Annotated in this window: 23 protein-coding genes; all 23 read left to right on the top strand. The window is 44.5% G+C overall.

The genetic code is table 11. From position 1 onward, the window contains the following. The first annotated feature begins 5 nt into the window (after positions 1–5). The 23 genes from T487_RS0103880 (at position 6) to T487_RS0103765 (ending at position 19,626) form a co-directional block, all read left to right on the top strand. Positions 6–1,844, top strand: a complete 1,839-nt coding sequence (locus tag T487_RS0103880; protein ID WP_031574259.1) for a FapA family protein — start codon at positions 6–8, stop codon at positions 1,842–1,844. Between the two features lie 15 nt (positions 1,845–1,859). Beyond that, entirely contained in the window at positions 1,860–3,740 is a 1,881-nt protein-coding gene (gene phnD, locus T487_RS0103875; protein WP_051651477.1) for a phosphate/phosphite/phosphonate ABC transporter substrate-binding protein, read from the top strand. Positions 3,741–3,924: 184 nt separating this feature from the next. Continuing rightward, positions 3,925–4,437: a chemotaxis protein CheW gene (locus T487_RS16610; RefSeq protein WP_031574254.1), complete on the top strand. Its 513-nt coding sequence runs from the start codon at positions 3,925–3,927 to the stop codon at positions 4,435–4,437. 47 nt (positions 4,438–4,484) lie between these two features. Beyond that, a complete protein-coding gene (locus T487_RS0103865) occupies positions 4,485–4,958 on the top strand; it encodes a chemotaxis protein CheD (RefSeq protein ID WP_031574252.1) in 474 nt (157 codons plus the stop codon). A gap of 14 nt (positions 4,959–4,972) precedes the next feature. Then, positions 4,973–6,010 (top strand): protein-glutamate methylesterase/protein-glutamine glutaminase, encoded by a 1,038-nt coding sequence (locus tag T487_RS0103860; protein WP_031574250.1) that lies wholly within the window; start codon positions 4,973–4,975, stop codon positions 6,008–6,010. 16 nt (positions 6,011–6,026) lie between these two features. Beyond that, positions 6,027–6,791, top strand: coding sequence for a CheR family methyltransferase (locus tag T487_RS0103855; RefSeq protein ID WP_207638291.1), 765 nt, complete (start codon positions 6,027–6,029; stop codon positions 6,789–6,791). A 17-nt stretch (positions 6,792–6,808) separates the two neighbouring features. Then, complete coding sequence (locus T487_RS0103850) at positions 6,809–8,935, top strand: chemotaxis protein CheA (RefSeq protein WP_031574246.1); 2,127 nt, start codon at positions 6,809–6,811, stop codon at positions 8,933–8,935. Then, positions 8,928–9,527 (top strand): chemotaxis protein CheC, encoded by a 600-nt coding sequence (locus tag T487_RS0103845; protein ID WP_031574243.1) that lies wholly within the window; start codon positions 8,928–8,930, stop codon positions 9,525–9,527. The genes T487_RS0103850 and T487_RS0103845 overlap by 8 nt, the downstream gene beginning before the upstream one ends. Before the next feature lie 16 nt (positions 9,528–9,543). After that, entirely contained in the window at positions 9,544–9,906 is a 363-nt protein-coding gene (locus T487_RS0103840) for a response regulator (RefSeq protein WP_031574241.1), read from the top strand. 8 nt (positions 9,907–9,914) lie between these two features. Then, complete coding sequence (locus tag T487_RS0103835) at positions 9,915–10,313, top strand: chemotaxis protein CheW (protein WP_031574240.1); 399 nt, start codon at positions 9,915–9,917, stop codon at positions 10,311–10,313. 13 nt (positions 10,314–10,326) lie between these two features. Beyond that, on the top strand, positions 10,327–11,325 hold the full coding sequence (gene fliM / locus T487_RS0103830) for a flagellar motor switch protein FliM (RefSeq protein ID WP_031574239.1): 999 nt from the start codon (positions 10,327–10,329) through the stop codon (positions 11,323–11,325). Next, positions 11,322–12,437 (top strand): flagellar motor switch phosphatase FliY, encoded by a 1,116-nt coding sequence (fliY, locus tag T487_RS0103825; RefSeq protein ID WP_031574238.1) that lies wholly within the window; start codon positions 11,322–11,324, stop codon positions 12,435–12,437. Before fliM ends, fliY begins: the two co-directional genes overlap by 4 nt. A 119-nt stretch (positions 12,438–12,556) precedes the next feature. Then, positions 12,557–12,844: a flagellar biosynthesis anti-sigma factor FlgM gene (flgM, locus tag T487_RS0103820; RefSeq protein WP_031574232.1), complete on the top strand. Its 288-nt coding sequence runs from the start codon at positions 12,557–12,559 to the stop codon at positions 12,842–12,844. Next, positions 12,844–13,215, top strand: coding sequence for a flagellar protein FlgN (locus T487_RS0103815; protein ID WP_031574230.1), 372 nt, complete (start codon positions 12,844–12,846; stop codon positions 13,213–13,215). The genes flgM and T487_RS0103815 overlap by 1 nt, the downstream gene beginning before the upstream one ends. A gap of 10 nt (positions 13,216–13,225) precedes the next feature. Next, complete coding sequence (flgK, locus tag T487_RS15290) at positions 13,226–14,794, top strand: flagellar hook-associated protein FlgK (RefSeq protein WP_036909055.1); 1,569 nt, start codon at positions 13,226–13,228, stop codon at positions 14,792–14,794. A gap of 12 nt (positions 14,795–14,806) precedes the next feature. Beyond that, positions 14,807–15,718 carry a flagellar hook-associated protein FlgL gene (gene flgL, locus T487_RS0103800; RefSeq protein ID WP_031574228.1) on the top strand — a complete coding sequence of 304 codons (912 nt, stop codon included), beginning with the start codon at positions 14,807–14,809 and terminating at the stop codon, positions 15,716–15,718. A 6-nt stretch (positions 15,719–15,724) separates the two neighbouring features. Further along, positions 15,725–16,180, top strand: coding sequence for a flagellar assembly protein FliW (fliW, locus tag T487_RS0103795; RefSeq protein WP_051651475.1), 456 nt, complete (start codon positions 15,725–15,727; stop codon positions 16,178–16,180). Further along, the gene (gene csrA, locus T487_RS0103790; protein ID WP_031574225.1) at positions 16,167–16,391 is read left to right on the top strand and encodes a carbon storage regulator CsrA; all 225 of its coding nucleotides are present in this window, start codon (positions 16,167–16,169) and stop codon (positions 16,389–16,391) included. The genes fliW and csrA overlap by 14 nt, the downstream gene beginning before the upstream one ends. 88 nt (positions 16,392–16,479) lie before the next feature. After that, a complete protein-coding gene (locus T487_RS0103785) occupies positions 16,480–16,956 on the top strand; it encodes a hypothetical protein (RefSeq protein WP_031574224.1) in 477 nt (158 codons plus the stop codon). Positions 16,957–17,063: 107 nt separating this feature from the next. Further along, positions 17,064–17,456, top strand: a complete 393-nt coding sequence (locus T487_RS0103780) for a flagellar protein FlaG (protein ID WP_081827530.1) — start codon at positions 17,064–17,066, stop codon at positions 17,454–17,456. A gap of 2 nt (positions 17,457–17,458) precedes the next feature. Then, entirely contained in the window at positions 17,459–18,847 is a 1,389-nt protein-coding gene (gene fliD / locus T487_RS0103775; RefSeq protein WP_031574221.1) for a flagellar filament capping protein FliD, read from the top strand. 18 nt (positions 18,848–18,865) lie between these two features. Then, positions 18,866–19,243, top strand: a complete 378-nt coding sequence (gene fliS, locus T487_RS0103770) for a flagellar export chaperone FliS (RefSeq protein WP_031574220.1) — start codon at positions 18,866–18,868, stop codon at positions 19,241–19,243. Beyond that, positions 19,240–19,626, top strand: a complete 387-nt coding sequence (locus T487_RS0103765) for a hypothetical protein (RefSeq protein ID WP_031574219.1) — start codon at positions 19,240–19,242, stop codon at positions 19,624–19,626. The genes fliS and T487_RS0103765 overlap by 4 nt, the downstream gene beginning before the upstream one ends. Positions 19,627–19,651 lie beyond the last annotated feature (25 nt).

Below are 19,651 nucleotides of genomic sequence, written 5' to 3'. Positions count from 1 at the left end.
GACAGATGAGGATTGAAGCCATGTCATGGGCGGAAGCCATTGAAAAAGCTGCGGAAGAGATGAAGCTGCCAAAGGATGGCCTTACAGTTAAAGAGATTTCCAAGCCAGAGAAGAAAATCATGGGGCTGAAGAAGATTCCTGGGGTATATGAGATTCTTCCAAAGGGAATGGAAAAGGAAGAAATCAAAGAGAGAGAGGATGTGAATGGGACTGTTGAAGTGAGAAATGGCCAAGTGCTGGTGACGGATCCAAAAGGAAAGGGAGTGGATGCCTCACTGTTTATTCATGAGGATCAGCTGATCGTAAATATCAATGGTGAGCCAGTCACAGGAAACCGGACCCTAAAGTCACAGGATGTCATTGAAGTGAGTTTCGAGCATCTGCTTCCAGAAGTTCATTTTCAGGTGGAGCCTAGTGAGTCCATGCTGGAGGCTTATGTGGAAATCAGAAGAAAGAGCGGAAAAAGGTACAGATTGAAAAATCTGGAGAAAACATCCAGAGGATCTCTGCAGCTGGAATATGATGCACTTGCTCCTGATCCTATCGATCCGGAGCAAGTGCGTAAAGCTCTCGAGAATTATGGTGTCCTTCCGGAGTTTATTCTGGAAGATGCAGTAAAGAAAGCCTGCGAAAGTAAAGATAGTGGAAAGTTTCTGGTTGCCAAGGGAAAACCTCCTGTGGAAAGCAGAAAGACAGACATCGACTACTGCAGTGAGATTTTTGTCAAAGAGATCACGAGAGGGCTGGAGCCTGTGGTGATGAAAGGCACAAAACTGGCAGAAAAGAATGGGGAAGCAGTGGAAGGAATTCCTGGAGTGGATGTCAAAGGAGCAGAAATAAAAGTCCAAAAGGTAAAGGATGAGGAACTGAAAGCAGCCGAAGGAGCTTTCCTTGATGGGAATGCTGTTTATGCTGAAAGAGATGGACGGCCTTATTTAAAGAAAGGTGAGATTGGAGTGGTGCCGCTTCTCACTGTGGTGGGAGATCTTGATAAAGACACAGAGGACATCGACTTTGACGGTGATGTGGTGGTAAAGGGCAATGTTCAGGACCACATGGTCATTCGTGCCACAGGCAATATTTCCATCATTGGTTCAGTGTACCATTCTGAGCTTTATGCGGAGCAGAACATCGAAGTCCAGGGGAAAGTCATTGGGGGCACGTTAAGAGCTGGGGATGAGAATGCGGTGTTCCAGACCCTTTTACCCATTGTGGAGAAAGTGATTCTTGTCGTAGAAGCCATGTTCACTGGTCTCCAGCTGACGGAAGGAAGAACGGTTCAGGACATCATGGACAATATCAGCAAAGGAAAGGAAGAGATAGAAGTTCTTTTTCAGGAGATCAAGCAGATAGAGGAGATTTTCATACCACATCAGATGCAAGTGGTGGAAGAGATTGAGAAAAAGTTTGCTTATGTCTTCAAGGAAATCAGGCTGCTTCATAAAGAGGGATTTATAGAACTCAACACACTTTATGAAAGACTTCTTTCTATGGCGGAAATGATGAGGGAAGAACTTCTCGATGCAAGACTGATTAAGGTGTACTATGCTCAGAACGCAACGCTGAAATCCAGTGGCGATGTGGAGATTACAGGAGACGGGAGTTACCAGTCCAGCATCGTGGCAGGGAGTGAAATCAGGTTCACGAAGTTTGCCAGTGTGGTCAAGGGAGGGACTCTGCTTGCAGGAAGATACATCAAAGCGGGGATTGTTGGAACGCCCAGTGAGATTCAGACTTTTCTTAAAGTCCTTGATCGAGAGGGAGACATTACAGGCAGATTCTATAAGGGAACGACGCTGATGAGAAAAGATGAGCTGAAGGAATATGGGGCAATTTTAAAGTAATTAGGGGGAATTAAGTTGAAACGAGGCAATCAGATCAAGGGGCTAGGGATGCTGCTTATAATACTGGGAGCACAGGTTGGTGCTTATACTTTGGATCAGGGTCTGCCAGGGGCGCTGATTTTGGGCGCTGTATCAGGAGCTCTCGTTCTTTTTCTCTATTTCTATGGAGAAAGAAGAAAAGAAAGAGAAGAAAACAAAGATAAACCCACAGAGGGAAATCAGCTCAGCGAGAAGCTTCTTCTCCTTTCTGAGGATTTGGGCTTTGACTCTCAGGAACTGTTGTGGCTGACGAAGGAAAATATGAAGACCTTTCAGTCTTTGGCAGAGATTTCCTATGAAATTGACCGCTACAGTGAGCAGAATGCTGCCAGCAGCGAGGAGATCAATGCCAGTGTCAATGAGCTGGTGGCAACATCCACGGAGCTTAATGAAAAGGTGCTTCTCATAGACAAAGACAGTGAGAAATCCATGGACCTTCTTACAAAGAACCAGAAGACCATGGAAGAAATCAGGGTATTCATTGAGCATCTAGGGACGTTAGTTGCAGCTGCGGAAGGAAATAATGGGGAGCTTCAAAGATCCTCTGAGAAAATCCATGAGATTGTGGATTATATCCGTAAGATTTCAAGCCAGACCAATCTTCTAGCACTGAACGCAGCCATAGAAGCTGCCAGAGCAGGAGAAGCGGGAAGAGGGTTTGCGGTGGTAGCCAGTGAAATCAGAAAACTTGCAGAGCAGACTGATGAAGCCATCACGGTGATTGAAGAGGTCACCCGGACGATACTTCTGAAGATTGAAGCTACGCGAAACGCCATGGATGAAATCGGCGGGAAAATGGCTGATGCGGACAAGGTGGTTCTGGAGTCAGGAAAGGCCATCACTGAGATTGGTGGCGCTTTGAAGGAAGTCCGAAGCAATATGGAGGTGCTGACCAAGGTGTCTGACGGGCAGAAGAACACCACCATGGAGATTGAGAAGGCTGTGGAGGATGTAACGAAGGCTGTGGAAGAAACGCATATGATTACGACAAAATCCATAGCGCTTGTGGATGCTCAAACAAAGAAGAATGAGGAGATGCTGTCCTACAGCCAGAAAATCAGTGAAGTGGCAGGAACACTTCAGGAAGAAGCGGTCTCATTGAAGGGAGAGAAGGAGATCATCTTCGGTGTGAATCCTTTCATCTCACCAAAGGAAATCAGAAAAATGTATGTACCGATTCTGGAAAGAGTTGCCGCCTCCATGGGATATAAAGCTAGAACCATCATTGTAAAGAATTATGAAGCCTTGGCCGAAGCAGCGGAGAATGGCATCATGGACATTGGTTGGTTTTCCCCTTTTGCCTATGTGGCAGCTAGGGAGAAAGCGGGAGTTTTACCAGTGGTGACACCGAAAGTCAGTGGAAAAGCTTCCTACAACGGTTATATCATCACAAGAAGAGATGGAGCGGTGAAGTCTATGATGGATTTGAAAGGCATGACCTTCGGTTATGTGGACGAAAAAAGCGCTTCAGGATATTTATATGCCAGAGACAGCATCCGGAAAGAAAAGATGGATCCCGATAGGGTTTTTGCGAAAGTTCTGTTTCTTGGAAATCATGACAATGTCATAGATGCGGTGCTGCGTGGAGAGATTGATGCCGGGGCCACCTATAATGAGGCTTTTGAAGCAGCAGCGAGTAAAGGGTTTGATGTGAGCAAGCTTTCCATCATCAGCAAGACGGAGGATATTCCTAAGGATGTGCTGGCAGCAAGAAAGGATTTTCCGGAAGATCTTCTCGAAGAGCTGAAAAAGAGATTTGTGGATTTTTCCAACTATGAGGGTATTGAAACGAAGGTTCAGGGATTCATTGAATCTTCCGATACCATGTATGATGTCATAAGAAATCTGGATCAGTGAAAAATGGAAGGGTGCCCTGAAACATGGCTTTCAGGGCTGTCTTTTTTCATCAGTCTGTTCCATTCTTTGAAAAGTGATATCTATTTCAACACATTTATGGGAAGAAAATTCCACCTATGCATTAAATGAAAAGCAAAAATGTCGATATAGACAATATCAAATATTTTATGGGAGAACGGATTCTATGAAACAAGTGATCATATTCAATAACTGTGAACAGAATTTTGCGCTGGAGCTGGAGAGAATTGAGCGCATCATCGAGTACTCAAAACCTAAAAAACTTCCAGAAACAGCAGACTATATTCTGGGAGTGATACAGTACAATGAGAAGGTTCTGCCCATCATTGACCTGAACAGAAGGCTATATGGAGTTCCTGGAGAAATCGGAAATCACAGTAAAATCATTGTGATTCTCTGGAAGGGAACACATCTGGGACTTGTGGTGGATGAAATCCTTGGCATCAAGACCGTGGAAGACAGCGCCTATGAGGAAGCAGCCATGGGAGAAGAGAGTATATCTTCAGAATACATCAAGGGTTTCCTGAAAATCGGGGAAGACATCATCATTGTCATGAATACAGACAAACTCTTCAGCTTTGTGCAGTCCAGAGAACTTCTGGATCTGGAGGAAGAGGAAGAGGACGAGGAAGAAGAAGAATATGAAGATGAGGAAGAACTGGAGGACGAGGAAGAATAGCTGAAAACGAAGGGTTTGGTAAGGTGAACAGTATTTTGGAAGAGCAAATGAAGGTTGGCATTGCTGACTATAAAATCGGGACATCCCCACAGAAACTCATCACACTTGGGCTGGGTTCCTGCGTGGGCATTGCCCTTTATGACAAAGTGAAAAAAGTCGGTGGACTCAGCCATATCATGCTTCCAGACAGCACAGCCTTTCATCGGGATGTGAAGGACGAGAAGTTTGCGGATACGGCTATTCCGAAAATGATCCGGGAACTTTGCGGCGGCAGCCTGAGCACAAGAAATCTTGTGGCGAAAATTGCAGGTGGTGCCAGCATGTTCAAGTTCCCTGATAAAAAAATGACCAGTGACATAGGCAGAAGAAATGTGGAAGCAGTGGAAAAGGTGCTGAGTGAACTTGGTATTCCCATCCTTGCCAGCCATACTGGAGGGTCTATGGGGAGAACCATGGTGGTGGATCTGGAGACGTTCTTAGTGGATATCAGAACTGCCAGCAAAAGCATTACGGTGCTGTAAACGGAGGAAGAAAGATGCAAGTAAGACTCATGGTGGTAGACGACTCGGCTTTCATGAGAAAGATCGTTTCAGATGCTGCATCCAAGGTGACAGGGGTCACCGTTGTGGGGACCGCAAGAAATGGCTTAGATGCCATTGAGAATATTGAAAGATACCGCCCGAACATCATCACCATGGATGTGGAAATGCCGAAGATGAACGGTATTGAGGCGCTGAAAATCATAAAAAGAGACCATCCGGAAATCGAGGTGATCATGCTTTCCTCCCATTCCAAAGAAGGAAGTCTTGTGACCATGGAGGCTCTGGAACTGGGAGCGCTTGATTTTATTGAAAAATCATCGGATCGTGGAGATCTTGGTTTTCTGACCAGTCAGCTGGAGTCAAAGCTTCTTATGGCGGAGGTGCTGACAAAGCCCAGAGAAGTTAAAGAGAAGGTGAAGGAAACAGTTCTTCACAGGAGAGAGCCTTTTTCTGCAGGCGGTTTTGACTATAGAAAAGTAAAAGCAGTGGTTCTTGGAGCGTCTACGGGGGGACCAAAAGTTCTGTTCCAGATTGTAAGAAAGATGCCAAAAGAACTGAATCTTCCGGTGTTTATTGTCCAACATATGCCGAAGGGATTCACCAAGTCTTTTGCCGAGCGTATGGACGAAGATTCAGCTTTGCATGTGGTGGAAGCAGAAGATGGGATGTCAGTAGAAAACAATACGGTCTATGTGGCTCCTGGAGATTTCCACATGGTGGTGGAGTCCGGGAAGATCAGGCTCCATCAGAAACCAAAGCTTCATGGCGTAAGACCGGCAGCAGACTTTCTCATGGAATCTGTTGCCAGAAGTTATGGCGGGCATGTTCTTGCCGTGATTCTGACCGGTATGGGTAAAGATGGGGCTGCGGGACTTATGTCCATCAAAGAAGCTGGTGGGTATGTTCTTGCCCAGAACAGGGAGACCTGCGTGGTCTATGGCATGCCTGGATATGCCGTCTCTTCCGGAGTGGTGGATGAGGTCCTTTCTCCAGAGGACATTTCAGAAAGAATAGTAAGGATTGTGAGGTGAAATCATGGAGATGGAACTGGACTTTGATTTTTTTAAAGAATGGGTGAAGAAGAAGCTGAAGATTGATCTTCATGCTTACAAGGAAAAGCAGCTGCACAGGCGTATTGCTACAGTGATGAACAGTGCGGGTGTCTCTGATCTTCGGAGCTACGCTGCACTCATCGAGAAAGACCAGCAGGTCCGGCAGGTGTTTCTCGACTACATCACGATAAATGTGACGGAGTTCTATAGAAACAAGGAAATTTTCGAAGAGTTTGAGACGGCGTTAAGAGAGATTCTTGTGCCCCGTTTCAAGAATCTCAAAATCTGGAGTGCTGCCTGCTCCATTGGAGCCGAGCCCTATAGCGTCTCCATGATTATGGAACGGAACCAGATCAAAAACAGCAGCATCCTTGCTACGGATATTGATGATACTATTTTGAGGAAAGCAAAGGAAGCCAAATACCGGGAAACAGAACTGAAGAATGTGGCTCCATCTGAGCTCACCAGTTTCTTTGTGAAAAATGGAAATGAATTTATTCTCTCTGATGCCATCAAAAAAAGAGTGCAGTTCAAAAAACATGATCTTCTTCTGGATCCATATGAGAAGAATTTTCATGCGGTCATCTGCAGGAATGTCACCATCTATTTTAAAAATGAAGCCAAAAATGAAGTCTACAAAAAGATCAATGAATCTCTTGAAAAAGGCGGCATCTTCTTTACAGGGGCCACTGAAGCCATATATAATCCGTCCAGTTTCGGATTTAGAAAGCTTTCCACCTTTTTGTATGAGAAAGTATAAGGAGGAATGACAAGTTCATGGATGATACACAAAAGTACAGGGAACTGTTTTTTGAGGAAACAGATGAGTACCTTCAAAGTCTGAATGAAAATCTTCTAGTATTGGAAAAGGACACAGAAAGCCCGGGCATCATCGATGAGATCTTCCGGTCTGCCCATACTTTGAAGGGGATGGCGGCGACCATGGGGTACACCACCATGACGGAGCTCACCCACAATATGGAAAATGTGCTGGATCTTTTCAAAACGCGAAAACTGAAGGTATCCAGTGAAGCAGTCAGTGTGATTTTTGCCTGCCTGGACAAGCTTCAGGAGATTGTAGAAGACCTGCGGGCAGATCATTATCCAGACTATGATATATCAGAACTGCTGTATGATCTTTCGAGCCTCACAAATCCAGATACAGTGGAGAAGATTCAGGTGGAAGAAATCGGAGAAACTGTGTTGGAAGCCAAAGAAGGCATGGACCATGATGCCGTGTCCGAAGTGGATGCTTCTGTTCTTCGACAGGCATACGAAAAAGGCTTCAGAGCCTACAGCATCCTTGTAAAGGTCATGGAGAGCTGCATGCTGAAAGGTGCCAGAGCGTATCTTGTGGTGAATAAACTGGAGCAAAGGGGAGAAATCATTGCCACGAACCCTGGTGTGGAAGAAATGGAGGAAGGGAACTTCGACCGGATTTTCAAACTTCTATATGTGTCCATGAGTGAAAGGGAAGAAGTCCTGGAAGCTGTGGAAAATGTGGCGGAAATCGAAGAGGTGCTGGTGAAGGAAGTAAGGGAAGAGGATCTTCCGGATGTGTTCTCTGTGCCTGCACTTATTTTGGAAGAAAAGTCCGAGGTGGAAATCGAAGAGCCTCAAAAGCCTGTAAAGAGAACGAGGGTTACCAAGAAAGCGAAGGAACCCAAAGAAGTGAAACCGAAAAAGGTGAAGGAGCCTGTGAAGGCGAAGGAACCTGTGAAAGCAAAGGCGGAAGAGAAGCATACAGCACCTCATGCCAACCAGTCCATTCGTGTGGACCTTTCAAGGCTGGATAATTTCATGAACTTGGTATCAGAGCTGGTCATCTATAGAACAAGATTGGAAGAGCTCAGCACGCAGTATAAAGCTACTGAAATCAATGAGCCTCTGGAGCAGGTGGCAAGGATCACCTCAGATCTTCAGGACCTGGTGCTGAAAATCCGAATGCAGCCGGTGAATGTGGTCTTCAACCGCTTTCCAAGAATGATTCGGGATCTCACCAAGGAGCTGGAGAAAGAAATGGATCTTATCATTGAAGGTGAAGAGACAGAGCTCGACAGAACTGTAGTGTCCGAACTGGGAGAGCCACTGGTGCATCTCATCAGAAATGCAGCGGATCATGGCATCGAGTCAGCAGAGGAAAGAATAGAAAAAGGGAAGGATCCAAAGGGAACCATTCATCTGTCTGCGTATCAGGAAGGCAACAAGGTGGTCATCAAAGTCAGCGATGACGGTAAAGGCATCGATCCGGAGAAAATCAGAGAGAGTGCCATGAGAAAGGGTATTCCAACAGAAGGGCTGTCCAAGGCGGAGCTAATCAATCTCATTTTCAATCCGGGCTTCTCCACCAACACTGAGGTGACGAGCATTTCCGGACGGGGTGTGGGTATGGATGTGGTGCGCTCTAAAATCACCTCTTTGGGAGGCAGCATTGATGTATTGTCCGAGGTGGACCATGGTACAAATTTTGTCATCAAGCTTCCTCTGACCTTGTCCATCATTCAAGCCCTCATGGTGCATGTGGGCAGTGAAACCTTTGCTCTTCCACTGGGGATCATCGAAAAAGTAGTGAAAGTGCTTCCTGGGGACATCAAAGACTCCCATAATGGAGAAGTTTATGTCTACAGAGAAAAAGTTATTCCAGTTCTCCGGGTGAATGAGGCTCTTTCACTCAGCTCTGAGGGGAAAAATCAGCACATCATTCTGGTGAACATCGGGGGCAGACAGTATGGTCTGGTGGTGGATGAACTCATCGGTCAGCAGGAGATTGTCATTAAGAAGCTCAGTGGCTCTTTAAGTAAAATGAAAGAATATCTAGGAGCGGCCATCTTAGGGAATGGAGATATCACCCTCATTTTGGATGTGGGGAACCTGGTTTCCGGAAAGGAGGAGTCTTTTGAATAAAAGCTTGTACTCTTCTCTTCAGCTGGATGTGCTGAAGGAACTGGCCAATATCGGTGGGGGAAATGCGGCCACAGCCATTTCCCAGTTGGTGGGAAAATTTGTCAATATGAATGTTCCAACCATAGATATTTTGGATTATAATGACATTTATGACAAGATCATGGCAGAAGATACAGAAGTGGTCGCCGTGTCCATGAGCGTTATGGGCATGGAAAGCGGGAATTTCCTCTTTGTGACTACCCCGAAGAATGCCGAAATTCTGGTAAGGATGATGATGCCGGAAGGAGTTCAGCTCAGCGATGAACTGGAATACTCGGCCATCAGCGAGCTGGTGAATATTGTTGTCACCTCTTATTTGAATGCCCTGTCGAGAATGCTCGACCTGTCCTTAATCTCATCGGTGCCCGCCCTTACGGTGGACATGTTCGGAGCCATTTTAAGCTATGCTTATATGGAAAGTGAACAGTACGATGACCAGGTGATGATCATTAAAAATGAGTTTACCTACGATGGAGCCAAGGTGGAATCCTCCTTGTACTTCATCCCGAAGCCAGGGGTTCTGGATTCTTTATTTAAAAAAATTGGAGTGTAACGAAGGGAGATATACCATGTCAAAGAGAATTATGATTGTGGACGATGCTATTTTTATGAGGATGAAACTGAAAGATATCCTGGAGAAGAACGGTTATGAAGTGGTTGCCGAAGCACAGAACGGTGCAGATGCCATAGAAAAATACAGAGCTGAAAGACCTGACATTGTAACCATGGACATCACCATGCCAGAGATGGATGGCATTGAAGCGCTAAAAGGCATTAAAAGAATAGATCCATCCGCGAAGGTTATCATGTGCAGTGCCATGGGACAGCAGGCAATGGTGATGGAAGCGATTCAGTCAGGAGCACTGGACTTCATCGTGAAGCCTTTTGAGACCGACCGAGTCATTGATTCCATACAGAAAGCCAGCAAGTAGGGCGTATTATGGAGAAACAGATTATTGTTTTTACCTTAGGTGAAAAGCATTATGCCGTAAATTCAGACCAGGTGGAGGAAATCAGCAAGATGATGGATTCCACTGTGGTGCCCAATGCGCCAAAGCATATCCGAGGACTCATCAATCTCCGAGGAAATGTGGTGGCACTTGTGAATCTTTCAGAGCTTCTGCGTCTGAAAGAAAAAGAATGCTATAATAATATCGTGATTATGAACAAGGAAGATGAAAAAATAGGAATTCTGGTTACAGAAGTGAAGGAAGTCCTGAAAATACAAGACGAAGATATTGAGAAGGTATCCGGAGATGGCAAAAATGGTGTTGTAGGCATCATTCAGCTGGGTGGAAATCTTGTGAATTACATCGATCTGGAACGCATTATTTCGTAAATGAGGGATGAACTTGAAACAGGTACTATCACAACAGGAAATAGATTCTTTGCTGAATGCGCTCAATACGGGAGAAATCAATCCGGAGGAGATGAAGCAGGAGGAGGAGAAAAATAAAGTCAGAGCTTACGACTTCAGAAGGCCTATTAAGCTTTCTAAAGAATATGTCAATACGCTCTACATGATTTTTGAAACCTTCGCCAAAAGCGCATCAAACGTACTGTCCACCATGGTGAGAACGAACATCAATATAACGCTTGGTGCCGTGGAACAGGTGAGTTTTGATGAGTTTGTCCACTCCATACCAAACCCCACCATCATGGGGGTATTCCATACACTCCCTTTGAATGGAAATCAGATTATGGAGATTAATCCGCAGTTTGGCATCCAGATCATTGAGCTTCTTTGTGGTGGCGCTAAAACAAAGGAAAAGAAGGGACAGAAAAAAGAGAAGTTCACAGACATTGAGCTGGGGATTGTGGAGGATATGATCCAGAATCTCCTGAAGGTTTTCAAAAGTTCCTGGGCTGAAATCCTGGATCTTGAACCGGAGCTTGACAATCTGGAAACCAATGCTCAGTTGATTCAGACCATGTCGCCCAATGAGCCTGTGGTACTCATCAGTTTTGTGGTGGAGATTTTTGATACGAAGAGCTTCATCAATATCTGCATTCCTTATGTTTCCTTTGAGAACATTACAGACAAGCTGAGTATCAGAAGCTGGTTTGATATGGGTAAAACCTATGATGACCACCGATTTAGAGACCAGATTGCAGAGAGGCTTGTGCAGACAGATGTGAATATCACTGTGGAGATGGGAAGAACAGTGCTTACTGTGGATGATTTCCTTCATCTGGAAGCAGGAGATATTGTACAGCTGGACATGAAGACAAATCAGCCCATGAAACTATATGTGGAAGATAAGGTGCACTACCTGGTGCAGCCGGGGCTTTATAAAGAAAAGATGGCCGTACAGGTACTACAATATGTGGAAGAGGATGTTGAACAATGAAAGATAACTTTTTATCCCAAGCAGAAGTGGATGCACTATTAAGCAAAAAGGCCGCCGCGGAAGAGACCGGTCTCAAGGAGACGGACAAGGATGTCATAGGTGAGGTCGGAAACATCACCATGTCTACGGCAGCGACGACCCTTTCTTCCATCATCAGCAAAAGAGTATCCATCACGACTCCTAGAGTCAGTTATATTCCGTTCCAGTCCATCATAGATGAATGTGATATTCCGAAGATTGTTTCAAGAATCGGTTTTAAAGAAGGCCTTTCTGGTAATAATCTCCTTATGATGAATATTGAGGACTCTGCGATTATTGCAGATCTTATGATGGGAGGAGACGGCACCAATGCCAATCAGCAGCTGACAGAACTTGAACTCAGTGCAGTATCTGAGGCGATGAATCAGATGATTGGATCTGCCTCAACATCAATGGCGCAAATGCTCGGCAAAGCCATCGACATCAATCCGCCTATAGTAGAAGTCTGGGACAAGAAAGAAGACATTGACTACAGGAAGTTCATCAAAGAAGATTATATCTGTAAGATCTCGTTTCATCTTTCTGTGGAAGGACTCATCGAGAGCGATATCATGCAGCTGTATACCCTAGACACCGTGAAGGAGATTGTTGCGGTGATGATGGGAGATGCGGTGCCTGAAAAGAAGGAGACACCTCAAACTCCTAAAAGAGAGCCCGAGAGAAGAGAGCCTGAGAGAAGAGAACCAGATAGAACAGCAAGGGAAGAGTATTATGAAGAAGTGCCAAGAAGACGCGAACCTCAGTATGCGGAACGTGTGGATGTTCAGAGGCCTGTATTTGCAAATCTTGAGGACCGCTCTGAACATGCGCCATCAAGGAACTTGGACCTCATCATGGATGTGCCGCTGGAATTCTCTGTGGTGCTGGGCAAGACGAAAAAGACCATCGAAGATGTGCTGGCTCTTGGTGCAGGCAGCGTAGTGGAGCTGAATAAGCTTGCGGATGAGCCACTTGAAGTTTATGTCAACGGTAAGCTCATTGCCCATGGCGAAGTGGTGGTTATCAATGAGAACTTCGGTATCCGGATCACTCAGATTCTTAGTAAAGAACAGAGAGTGAAGGGACTTAAATAGAATATTAAGATTGAAGGAGAAAAAGGGGAAAAGTATTTCCTCTTTTTTTCTCTTTCCTCTTAACATTTGTCGTTTTTCTACGATAAGATAGAATAAGAGTAATAAGGCAGGTGAATTCCATGAAAATAGAACAGTTTCACAGCAACTTCGTGCAGAATGTCTATAAAAACAGTGAAGAAAGAAAGCATGGCTATGTGGAAGGGAAGACCGTTGGCAAGAGCAGTGTGGAAATCTCCACGGAAGCCAAAGCGCTGGTGAAAAGAATCCGTGAATCGGAAGACAGCCATTTCTCCGAGAAAGTGGAGAATATCCGCCGTTCTATACAGGAAGGCAGCTATAGTGTGGATCCCGAAAAGATTGCAGAGAAGATTCTAGAAAAGATTGATGAGGAAAAGGGCAGAGACTGATGAATGATACAAAAAGACTTCAGGGGACGCTGAAAGAACTTCTGAAGATCCTGAAAGAAGAAAAAGAAGTGCTGCTGAAGAATGATGCAGCTTCTCTGGAAAAGATCGTCACAAGGAAAAATGAGATGGTTGCTATCATCCGGGAAGAGCAGGAAAAGGGCGTCTTGGCTGATGAGGCAGTGCGCTCCTATGCGCTCGAAATCGAAAAACTCCAGGAAGTGAATCATCTTCTAACAAGGCAGGCGTTAAGCTTCCAAGAGGAGATCTTCAAAGCACTTTCAAAAAATACTGCGGTGAAGCACAATACCTATTCCAAAGAGGGCAGCATGAACCGTACTAAAGAAGTCAGTATCATCGACCAGTCCGTATAGAGGGGTAATTATGTCAGGATTATTTGGTAGTTTCAATGTGGCGGTTAAAGGCTTAAACGCCAATCAGACCGCACTTCATACAACAGGGCACAATATTTCCAACGCGAATACTGAAGGATTCAACCGTCAAAGGGTGGAGTTGAAAGCAGATACACCATACACCTACGCAGGTGTGGGGCAGCTGGGAACGGGTGTTAGAATTCAATCTGTGGTTCGTATGGTGGATGAGTTTGTGGATCTGCAGATCCGTAACGAAAACAGCATTCTGGCTCAGTACGAGACACAATATGACACCATTGGCCAGATTGAGATGGTTTTTAATGAACCTTCCAATACCGGGCTTAATTTTGCTATGGGTGAAATGTTCAATGCCTGGCAGGAGCTTTCTAAAAATCCGGAGAGCCTTAATGCCAAAAGTATTGTGGTGGAAAAGTCCAAGGCATTTGCAGACAGTTTGAACCATATGGCATCTCGTGCCAATCAGCTCAAAGGGGATGTGGTGGACAGCATCGGAAAGAATGTATTTGATGTGAATTCTCTGGTAACCCAGCTGAATACCGTGAACGAGCAGATTGCAAACATCCAGATCAAAGGGCAGAGCCCCAATGATCTTTTGGATACCAGAGACCAGATTTTAAAAGGACTTTCCAATGTCACAGAAATCAGCACTACCTTCGATAAGTGGGGCAGAGCGTCTGTATCCATAGGGGATCAGCAGATTTCGAAAATATTTGGAAGCAATCTCGAAAGTACAGAAAACAGCACCATACTGAGCAACGTATCTTCAGTAAAACAAGTTGGAGATGACTTTGAGGTTCAGATTCAGATTGGTGGGGATACTTCCAATGTGAAGACAGTCACCATGAGCGGCGAAGAAGTGAAAAAGTTCCAGGAAGGAACACCAGTCTTTGTGAAGATGCCCGAGAATGGTTCCGATCCAGTGCTTGAAGATCTCACTCCTGCAGGAATAAAATCCGGAGCCATTGGCGGACATCTGAACGCCATTAAGGAAATCGATGCAAGAGTTGAGGATCTTACGAAGTTTTCAGAAGGTGTGAAGTATCTGTTCAATTCAGTACATAATCCGAATGGAACGGGAACTGATTTCTTCACAAGCAGCAGTGCTCTCGATTTTTCAGTGAATGAGGAGATCCTCAACAATGAAAATCTGGTTGCCACGGGAAAAGACAATAGTTCACCGGCAGGTGATGGCAGCCGTGCCCTTGCGATTGCGAATTTACGGAATGCGAAGATTGACTTTACTGATTTAACGAAGAATACCTTTAATGCTGTCACCAATACCTTTACAACCACAGGTGCCCCAACCAATATGGAAGGTGCTTATGGAGATATTGTCATTAAAGTAGGGGTAAAGACAGAACAGGCTTCCAATATGGTGGACAACCAGACTGCAGTTCTTTCTCAGCTCTATAACCGAAGAGAATCTGTTTCGGGAGTTTCTATTGATGAAGAAGTGACAAACCTTCTAAAGTTCCAGAGAAGCTACGAGGCAAATTCCAGGGTCATCAGCACCATCAATGAGATGCTGGATACCCTCATCAACAGAACAGGGGTATAGGAGGAGTAGTAAATGAGAATTACCAATAATACCCTCACTGGGAATTACTTGAGAAATCTAAATAGAAATCTCAAAGCCATGCAGAAATATCAGAATCAGCTGTCTTCCGGAAAGGAAGTCTCAAGGCCATCGGATAATCCTATGCTGGTGGCAAGAATCATGCAGCTGGACAGCAATGTCCGAATGAATGAGCAGTATGAGAAAAATATCGGAGATGCCCTTGGATGGACGGATACTGCCGATGGGGCTCTCAATGTTGTGACCAGTACGCTGCAAAGAGCCAGAGAACTTATCATCTATGGGGCCAATGGCACCTTGTCTGATACAGACAGATCCGCACTGAAGGATGAAGTGGACACCTTGCAGGGGCAGCTCATGCAGGTTCTGAACACCAACTATGACGGACGGTATATATTTGGCGGACAAAAGACCACAGAACCTCCATTTCAGATTGATGAGGTTTCAGGGAAGCTCACTTACAGTGGTGACAACAGCAATATTGAAAGAGAAATCTCCAAAGGGGTAAACATCGCAATTCCCACCGATGGAAGTGGAATTACAGTAACTGAAGGGACATCTTTGGGCAATGAGGATATTGGATCTCTTTTCAGGAGCATCTCAGAAGCACTGGATTCTGGAAACACGGAGGATTTATCTGGGAAACTGCTTGGTGATATCGACAAGCATCTGGACAACACCATCCGGTTCCGATCAAAGATGGGAGCAGTCTATAACAGACTGGAGTCTGCTAAAGAAAGAAATGCAGCGGAGAATCTCAGCATGACAGAACTTTTGAGTAAGAGTGAAGACATAGATCTTGCGGAAAAAATGATGGAGTTCTCTACCATGAGGACGGTGTATCAGGCTTCTCTTCAGACCGGTGCTCAAATTCTTCAGCCTAGTCTTCTGGACTATATAAGGTAGGGATAAATGATGCTGATAAAAACGAAATTTCTTGGTGAAGTGGAGATAGAGGAGAAGAATATTCTGGTGTTTCCGGAAGGTATCTTAGGGTTTGAGGACAGCAGGAAGTTCATTCTTCTGCCTATACCTGGCAATGATATTTTTCAGGTGCTGCAGGATGTGGAACATGACTATGTGTCCTTCATCGTAACGGATCCATGGAAGTTCAAAGAAGACTATGATGTGGAGGTTCCAGATGAGGAGCTTCTGAAAATCAACATCATCAAAAAAGAACAGATTGGTGTCCTGGGGCTTGTGACTCTTTCGGATGTGTTTGAAAAGAGCACACTGAATCTGCTGGCGCCTGTGATTCTCAATACAGAGCATCTTATGGGCAGACAGTATGTGCTGAATCAGGCTGGATACAGCACAAAGTTTCCTCTTTTTGAGAAAAAGGAGGAGACGAATCATGCTGATTCTTAACAGAAAACAGGGCGAGAGCCTGATCATTGATGATAAGATTGAGATTAAGATTCTGGAAGTATCTGAAGGAAAGATCAAGATTGGCATTGAAGCACCAAAGAGTGTGAAGGTTTTCCGTAAGGAAGTCTATGAAGAAATCAGAGAAGAAAATAAGAAGGCATCCACCATTTCGCTGGACAGCTTCAGTAAACTTCAAGGACCGCTGAAATAGCGGTTCTTTTTATGAGGATAATTTCTGTATGAGTTTTTCTTTAATTTTCGCTTTTTCAGCCGATATAGGGAGCAGGAGCTGATGAGATATGAGGATAGAAGGTCAGGACCCACTAATAAGGTTACTGGAGCAAATTAATAACAGCAGTATTGGCCATAGAGAAAATGGTGAGCATCTGAAGCCTGAAGAAGTGCTGAAAGAGGTGAAGCTGGCTCTCTCTGAAAGAGATCAGGTGCTTCTTACGGGAGAAAAAAGCTCCCTGGAAATAACATATTCAAGAAAACCAGGGGAGACACCTGAAACATACCTTCAGAGAATTTCACTGGAAATCTCCAGACAGATAGAGCGTGAAAAAGAAGTGGGATCATTGAATCAGATGAGGGAAGGGATAGAGGGCTCTATGGAACAAACGGCTCTTTACCATGAACTGGCAAAGAAGGAGTTCGCCAAGGAAAGATCCAGTGCTTCATCTTCTAATGAATCTTTTCCAGGGGAGAAGCTTCTCTATATCTTTGCAATTACCGTGGTTATTTCTGCGATTGTATATATATTGTTCAAAGTGTAATAAAAAGTGACAGAGATAGGCTTAACTATCTCTTTTTTTGTCCGATAAAATAAGAAACAGCACTATTATGCAGAAATGATGTTGAGATAGAAATAGTACTAAAAAAAATGAAGGATGTGAATAGCTTGATTCAAGTTTCTGGAATTTCCAATGAACATGTAAGTGCAGTGACAAAAGTGGAACCACCAAAACTGGCAAGGATTGAATCTTTACTTCGGGATGAAAAAGTCATGGAGTTTAAAAGATATCCGGATCCGGAAGAAAAGATGTTCACAAAAGAAGAAGTTGAGAAGGCGGTGGATTCCACCAATAAGATTCTCAAAGAAGAACATAATGCGAAATATCAGTTTGAAATCCATGAGGGCACTGGACGGGTGATGGTGAATCTTGTGGATATGCAGACTAAGGAAGTTCTAAAGGAAATCCCGCCAGAGAAGATTCTGGATTTGGTTGCCAATATATGGGAAAGACTGGGGCTTCTTGTGGATGAAAGGGGATAAAGATGTCAATTAATTTTATGGGTTCCTATTCAGGAATAGACCAGACGATGATCGATCAGCTTATGGCAGTTGAGAAGAGACCTCTGGTTCAGATGTCCGAAAGAAAGACCACCATGGAAACGCAAAAAAATGCGTGGAATGATGTAAGAACCAGGCTCAATAACCTTTTTGAGAAAATTAAGGTGCTTCAGAACAGTGACACGTTCAGTTCCATGAAAGCCACTGGCGGTGAGTCTGCAACCATGACTACGAGCAAGAATTCACCCGAAGGTGTGTATGAGATCTCTGTGCAGCAGCTTGCTACAAAAACTTCTGTCATCGGTGGAAAGATCGTTGAAGCATCTAGTGACAGTACAAAAGCATTAGGTTTAACTGGAACATTTAAATTAAATACTGAAGGAAAAGATGCAAAAGAGATCGAGATTGTTGAAACAGATACAGTTAGAACAATTGCTGAGAAAATCAATGCTGTATCTAAAGAGTCTGGGGTGAGAGCTTCTATTATTGATAATAGGCTTGTCCTGAACAACCTAGAAACAGGTACAAAGGCAATACAGATTGCCGAAGAAGCTGATAGTACTATTCTCAATCAGCTAGGATTGAAAGATACATCTGAAGTTATTGAAGGCAAGAATGCCAAGTTTAAAGTCAATGGTGTATCGGTAGAAAAGGAAAGTAATTCTGTAAAAGACGTGGTTGAATATACCACCATCAACCTGACAAAGGCTCATGCAGCGGGAAGCTCTGATACCATTACGATTTCTAAGGATACCTCGAAGGTGGAAGAAGCCGTGAAAGGATTTGTGGATCAGTACAACTCCACCATGACTTTCATCTCTGACCAGCTGAAAGCTGGCAGTCCGGATGATGGAGGAGATAAGAGAGGGACCCTTGCCAGTGACGGATCTCTTATGAGACTCCAGTCCACCTTAAGAACCATGGTGACTTCATCTCTTTCCAATGAGAATACAGCAATAAAAGATTTATCCCAGCTTGGTGTCTCCACGGTGGACCGGTTCGGTCAGCTGACCTTTGATGCAAGTAAACTGAAAGAAAAGCTGGAGGAAGATCCAGTTCAGGTGCAGAACTTCTTCATGAGCAAGAACAGTGAGGGCAAGGACATTGGTTTTGTACCTAAGATCAACAGTTACATCGACAGCTTCTCTTCCTCTACAGGGATCATCAAAGGCAAAACGGACAGCTTTGAGAGAAGCATCAAGGAAGTCAATAAGCAGGTGGACGCTTTTGCGCTTCGAATGGAGCGTAAAGAGAAGTATTACATCTCTATGTTCTCGAAGCTTGATACCGCTATGATGGAAGCTGAGTCCCAAATGGGATGGCTTACCAGTCAGATCAGTGCCCTTTCCGCTTCTTCAGGAAGCAAGAAATAGATTAGGAGGATCGTTTAGATGTACGCAGGAACCAATGCCTATGCCAGTGCAGGAAATGCCTACAAAAGCAATGAGGTGCTCACAGCGCCTAAAAAGAAGCTCGTGGTGATGCTCTATGATGGGGCTATCAAGAATCTGAAGCTTGCAAAGCTTGCCATAGCAGACAAGAACATCGAAAAGACAAATAATGCCATCATCAAAGCCCAGAATATCCTGGCGGAGTTCATGAGCACATTGAACTTTGAAGATGGAGGAGAAATTGCGAAAGGTCTTATGAACCTTTATCAGTACATGTATGACCGAACCATTCGGGCAAACATCGACAAAGATCCTGGAATTCTAGATGAAGTCATTGGTATGCTGGAAGAGCTTCGGGATACCTGGAGCAGAATATGAAAAGCAGAATAGAGCTTCTGAAGGAGAAGAGGAATCTTCTCCTAGAAGCCTTTGAAGAGACTCAAGTGAATTCTGGAAATCCGGAGGAATGCATTCTGGCCATTGCCAAAAACTCTGGGAAAATAGAAGAGATGAAAAGTCTTGATGAGATGCTGCGTGAAATGACTTCACTTTCTGAAGAGGGAGAAAGAAGTCTGGAGGAAGAGATCCATAAGCTTCTTCTTGGGACAAAAGGCAATCTGGAGGTCATCATCAAAGGGCTTCAGAACGAAAAGAAAATGACAACGGAATCTATGACTGATTTTGCGCGGATCAGAAGTATTGCAAACAGTTATGTGAAGACCGCTCAAGGACCTGTTTTTGTGGACAGAGACTTTGAGTAATGAGAAAAGAGTGCATTCTTGGATA

Origin of the sequence: Proteiniclasticum ruminis DSM 24773 (assembly GCF_000701905.1) — a bacterium.
Classification (GTDB): Bacteria; Bacillota; Clostridia; order Clostridiales; family Clostridiaceae; genus Proteiniclasticum; species Proteiniclasticum ruminis.
The sequence above is the reverse complement of the archived record's forward strand: the minus strand, read 5'-3'. Positions and strand labels throughout refer to the sequence as shown.

Coding starts and splice junctions, on each gene's coding strand:
- T487_RS0103785 (WP_031574224.1), top strand. CDS start 16,480: ATGAGGATAGAAGGTCAGGACCCACTAATAAGGTTACTGGAGCAAATT.
- T487_RS0103815 (WP_031574230.1), top strand. CDS start 12,844: ATGAATGATACAAAAAGACTTCAGGGGACGCTGAAAGAACTTCTGAAG.
- T487_RS0103860 (WP_031574250.1), top strand. CDS start 4,973: ATGCAAGTAAGACTCATGGTGGTAGACGACTCGGCTTTCATGAGAAAG.
- T487_RS0103835 (WP_031574240.1), top strand. CDS start 9,915: ATGGAGAAACAGATTATTGTTTTTACCTTAGGTGAAAAGCATTATGCC.
- T487_RS0103865 (WP_031574252.1), top strand. CDS start 4,485: ATGAAGGTTGGCATTGCTGACTATAAAATCGGGACATCCCCACAGAAA.
- csrA (WP_031574225.1), top strand. CDS start 16,167: ATGCTGATTCTTAACAGAAAACAGGGCGAGAGCCTGATCATTGATGAT.
- fliY (WP_031574238.1), top strand. CDS start 11,322: ATGAAAGATAACTTTTTATCCCAAGCAGAAGTGGATGCACTATTAAGC.
- fliD (WP_031574221.1), top strand. CDS start 17,459: ATGTCAATTAATTTTATGGGTTCCTATTCAGGAATAGACCAGACGATG.
- fliS (WP_031574220.1), top strand. CDS start 18,866: ATGTACGCAGGAACCAATGCCTATGCCAGTGCAGGAAATGCCTACAAA.
- T487_RS16610 (WP_031574254.1), top strand. CDS start 3,925: ATGAAACAAGTGATCATATTCAATAACTGTGAACAGAATTTTGCGCTG.
- flgK (WP_036909055.1), top strand. CDS start 13,226: ATGTCAGGATTATTTGGTAGTTTCAATGTGGCGGTTAAAGGCTTAAAC.
- fliW (WP_051651475.1), top strand. CDS start 15,725: ATGATGCTGATAAAAACGAAATTTCTTGGTGAAGTGGAGATAGAGGAG.
- T487_RS0103780 (WP_081827530.1), top strand. CDS start 17,064: ATGAAGGATGTGAATAGCTTGATTCAAGTTTCTGGAATTTCCAATGAA.
- T487_RS0103840 (WP_031574241.1), top strand. CDS start 9,544: ATGTCAAAGAGAATTATGATTGTGGACGATGCTATTTTTATGAGGATG.
- flgM (WP_031574232.1), top strand. CDS start 12,557: ATGAAAATAGAACAGTTTCACAGCAACTTCGTGCAGAATGTCTATAAA.
- T487_RS0103765 (WP_031574219.1), top strand. CDS start 19,240: ATGAAAAGCAGAATAGAGCTTCTGAAGGAGAAGAGGAATCTTCTCCTA.
- T487_RS0103850 (WP_031574246.1), top strand. CDS start 6,809: ATGGATGATACACAAAAGTACAGGGAACTGTTTTTTGAGGAAACAGAT.
- T487_RS0103880 (WP_031574259.1), top strand. CDS start 6: ATGAGGATTGAAGCCATGTCATGGGCGGAAGCCATTGAAAAAGCTGCG.
- flgL (WP_031574228.1), top strand. CDS start 14,807: ATGAGAATTACCAATAATACCCTCACTGGGAATTACTTGAGAAATCTA.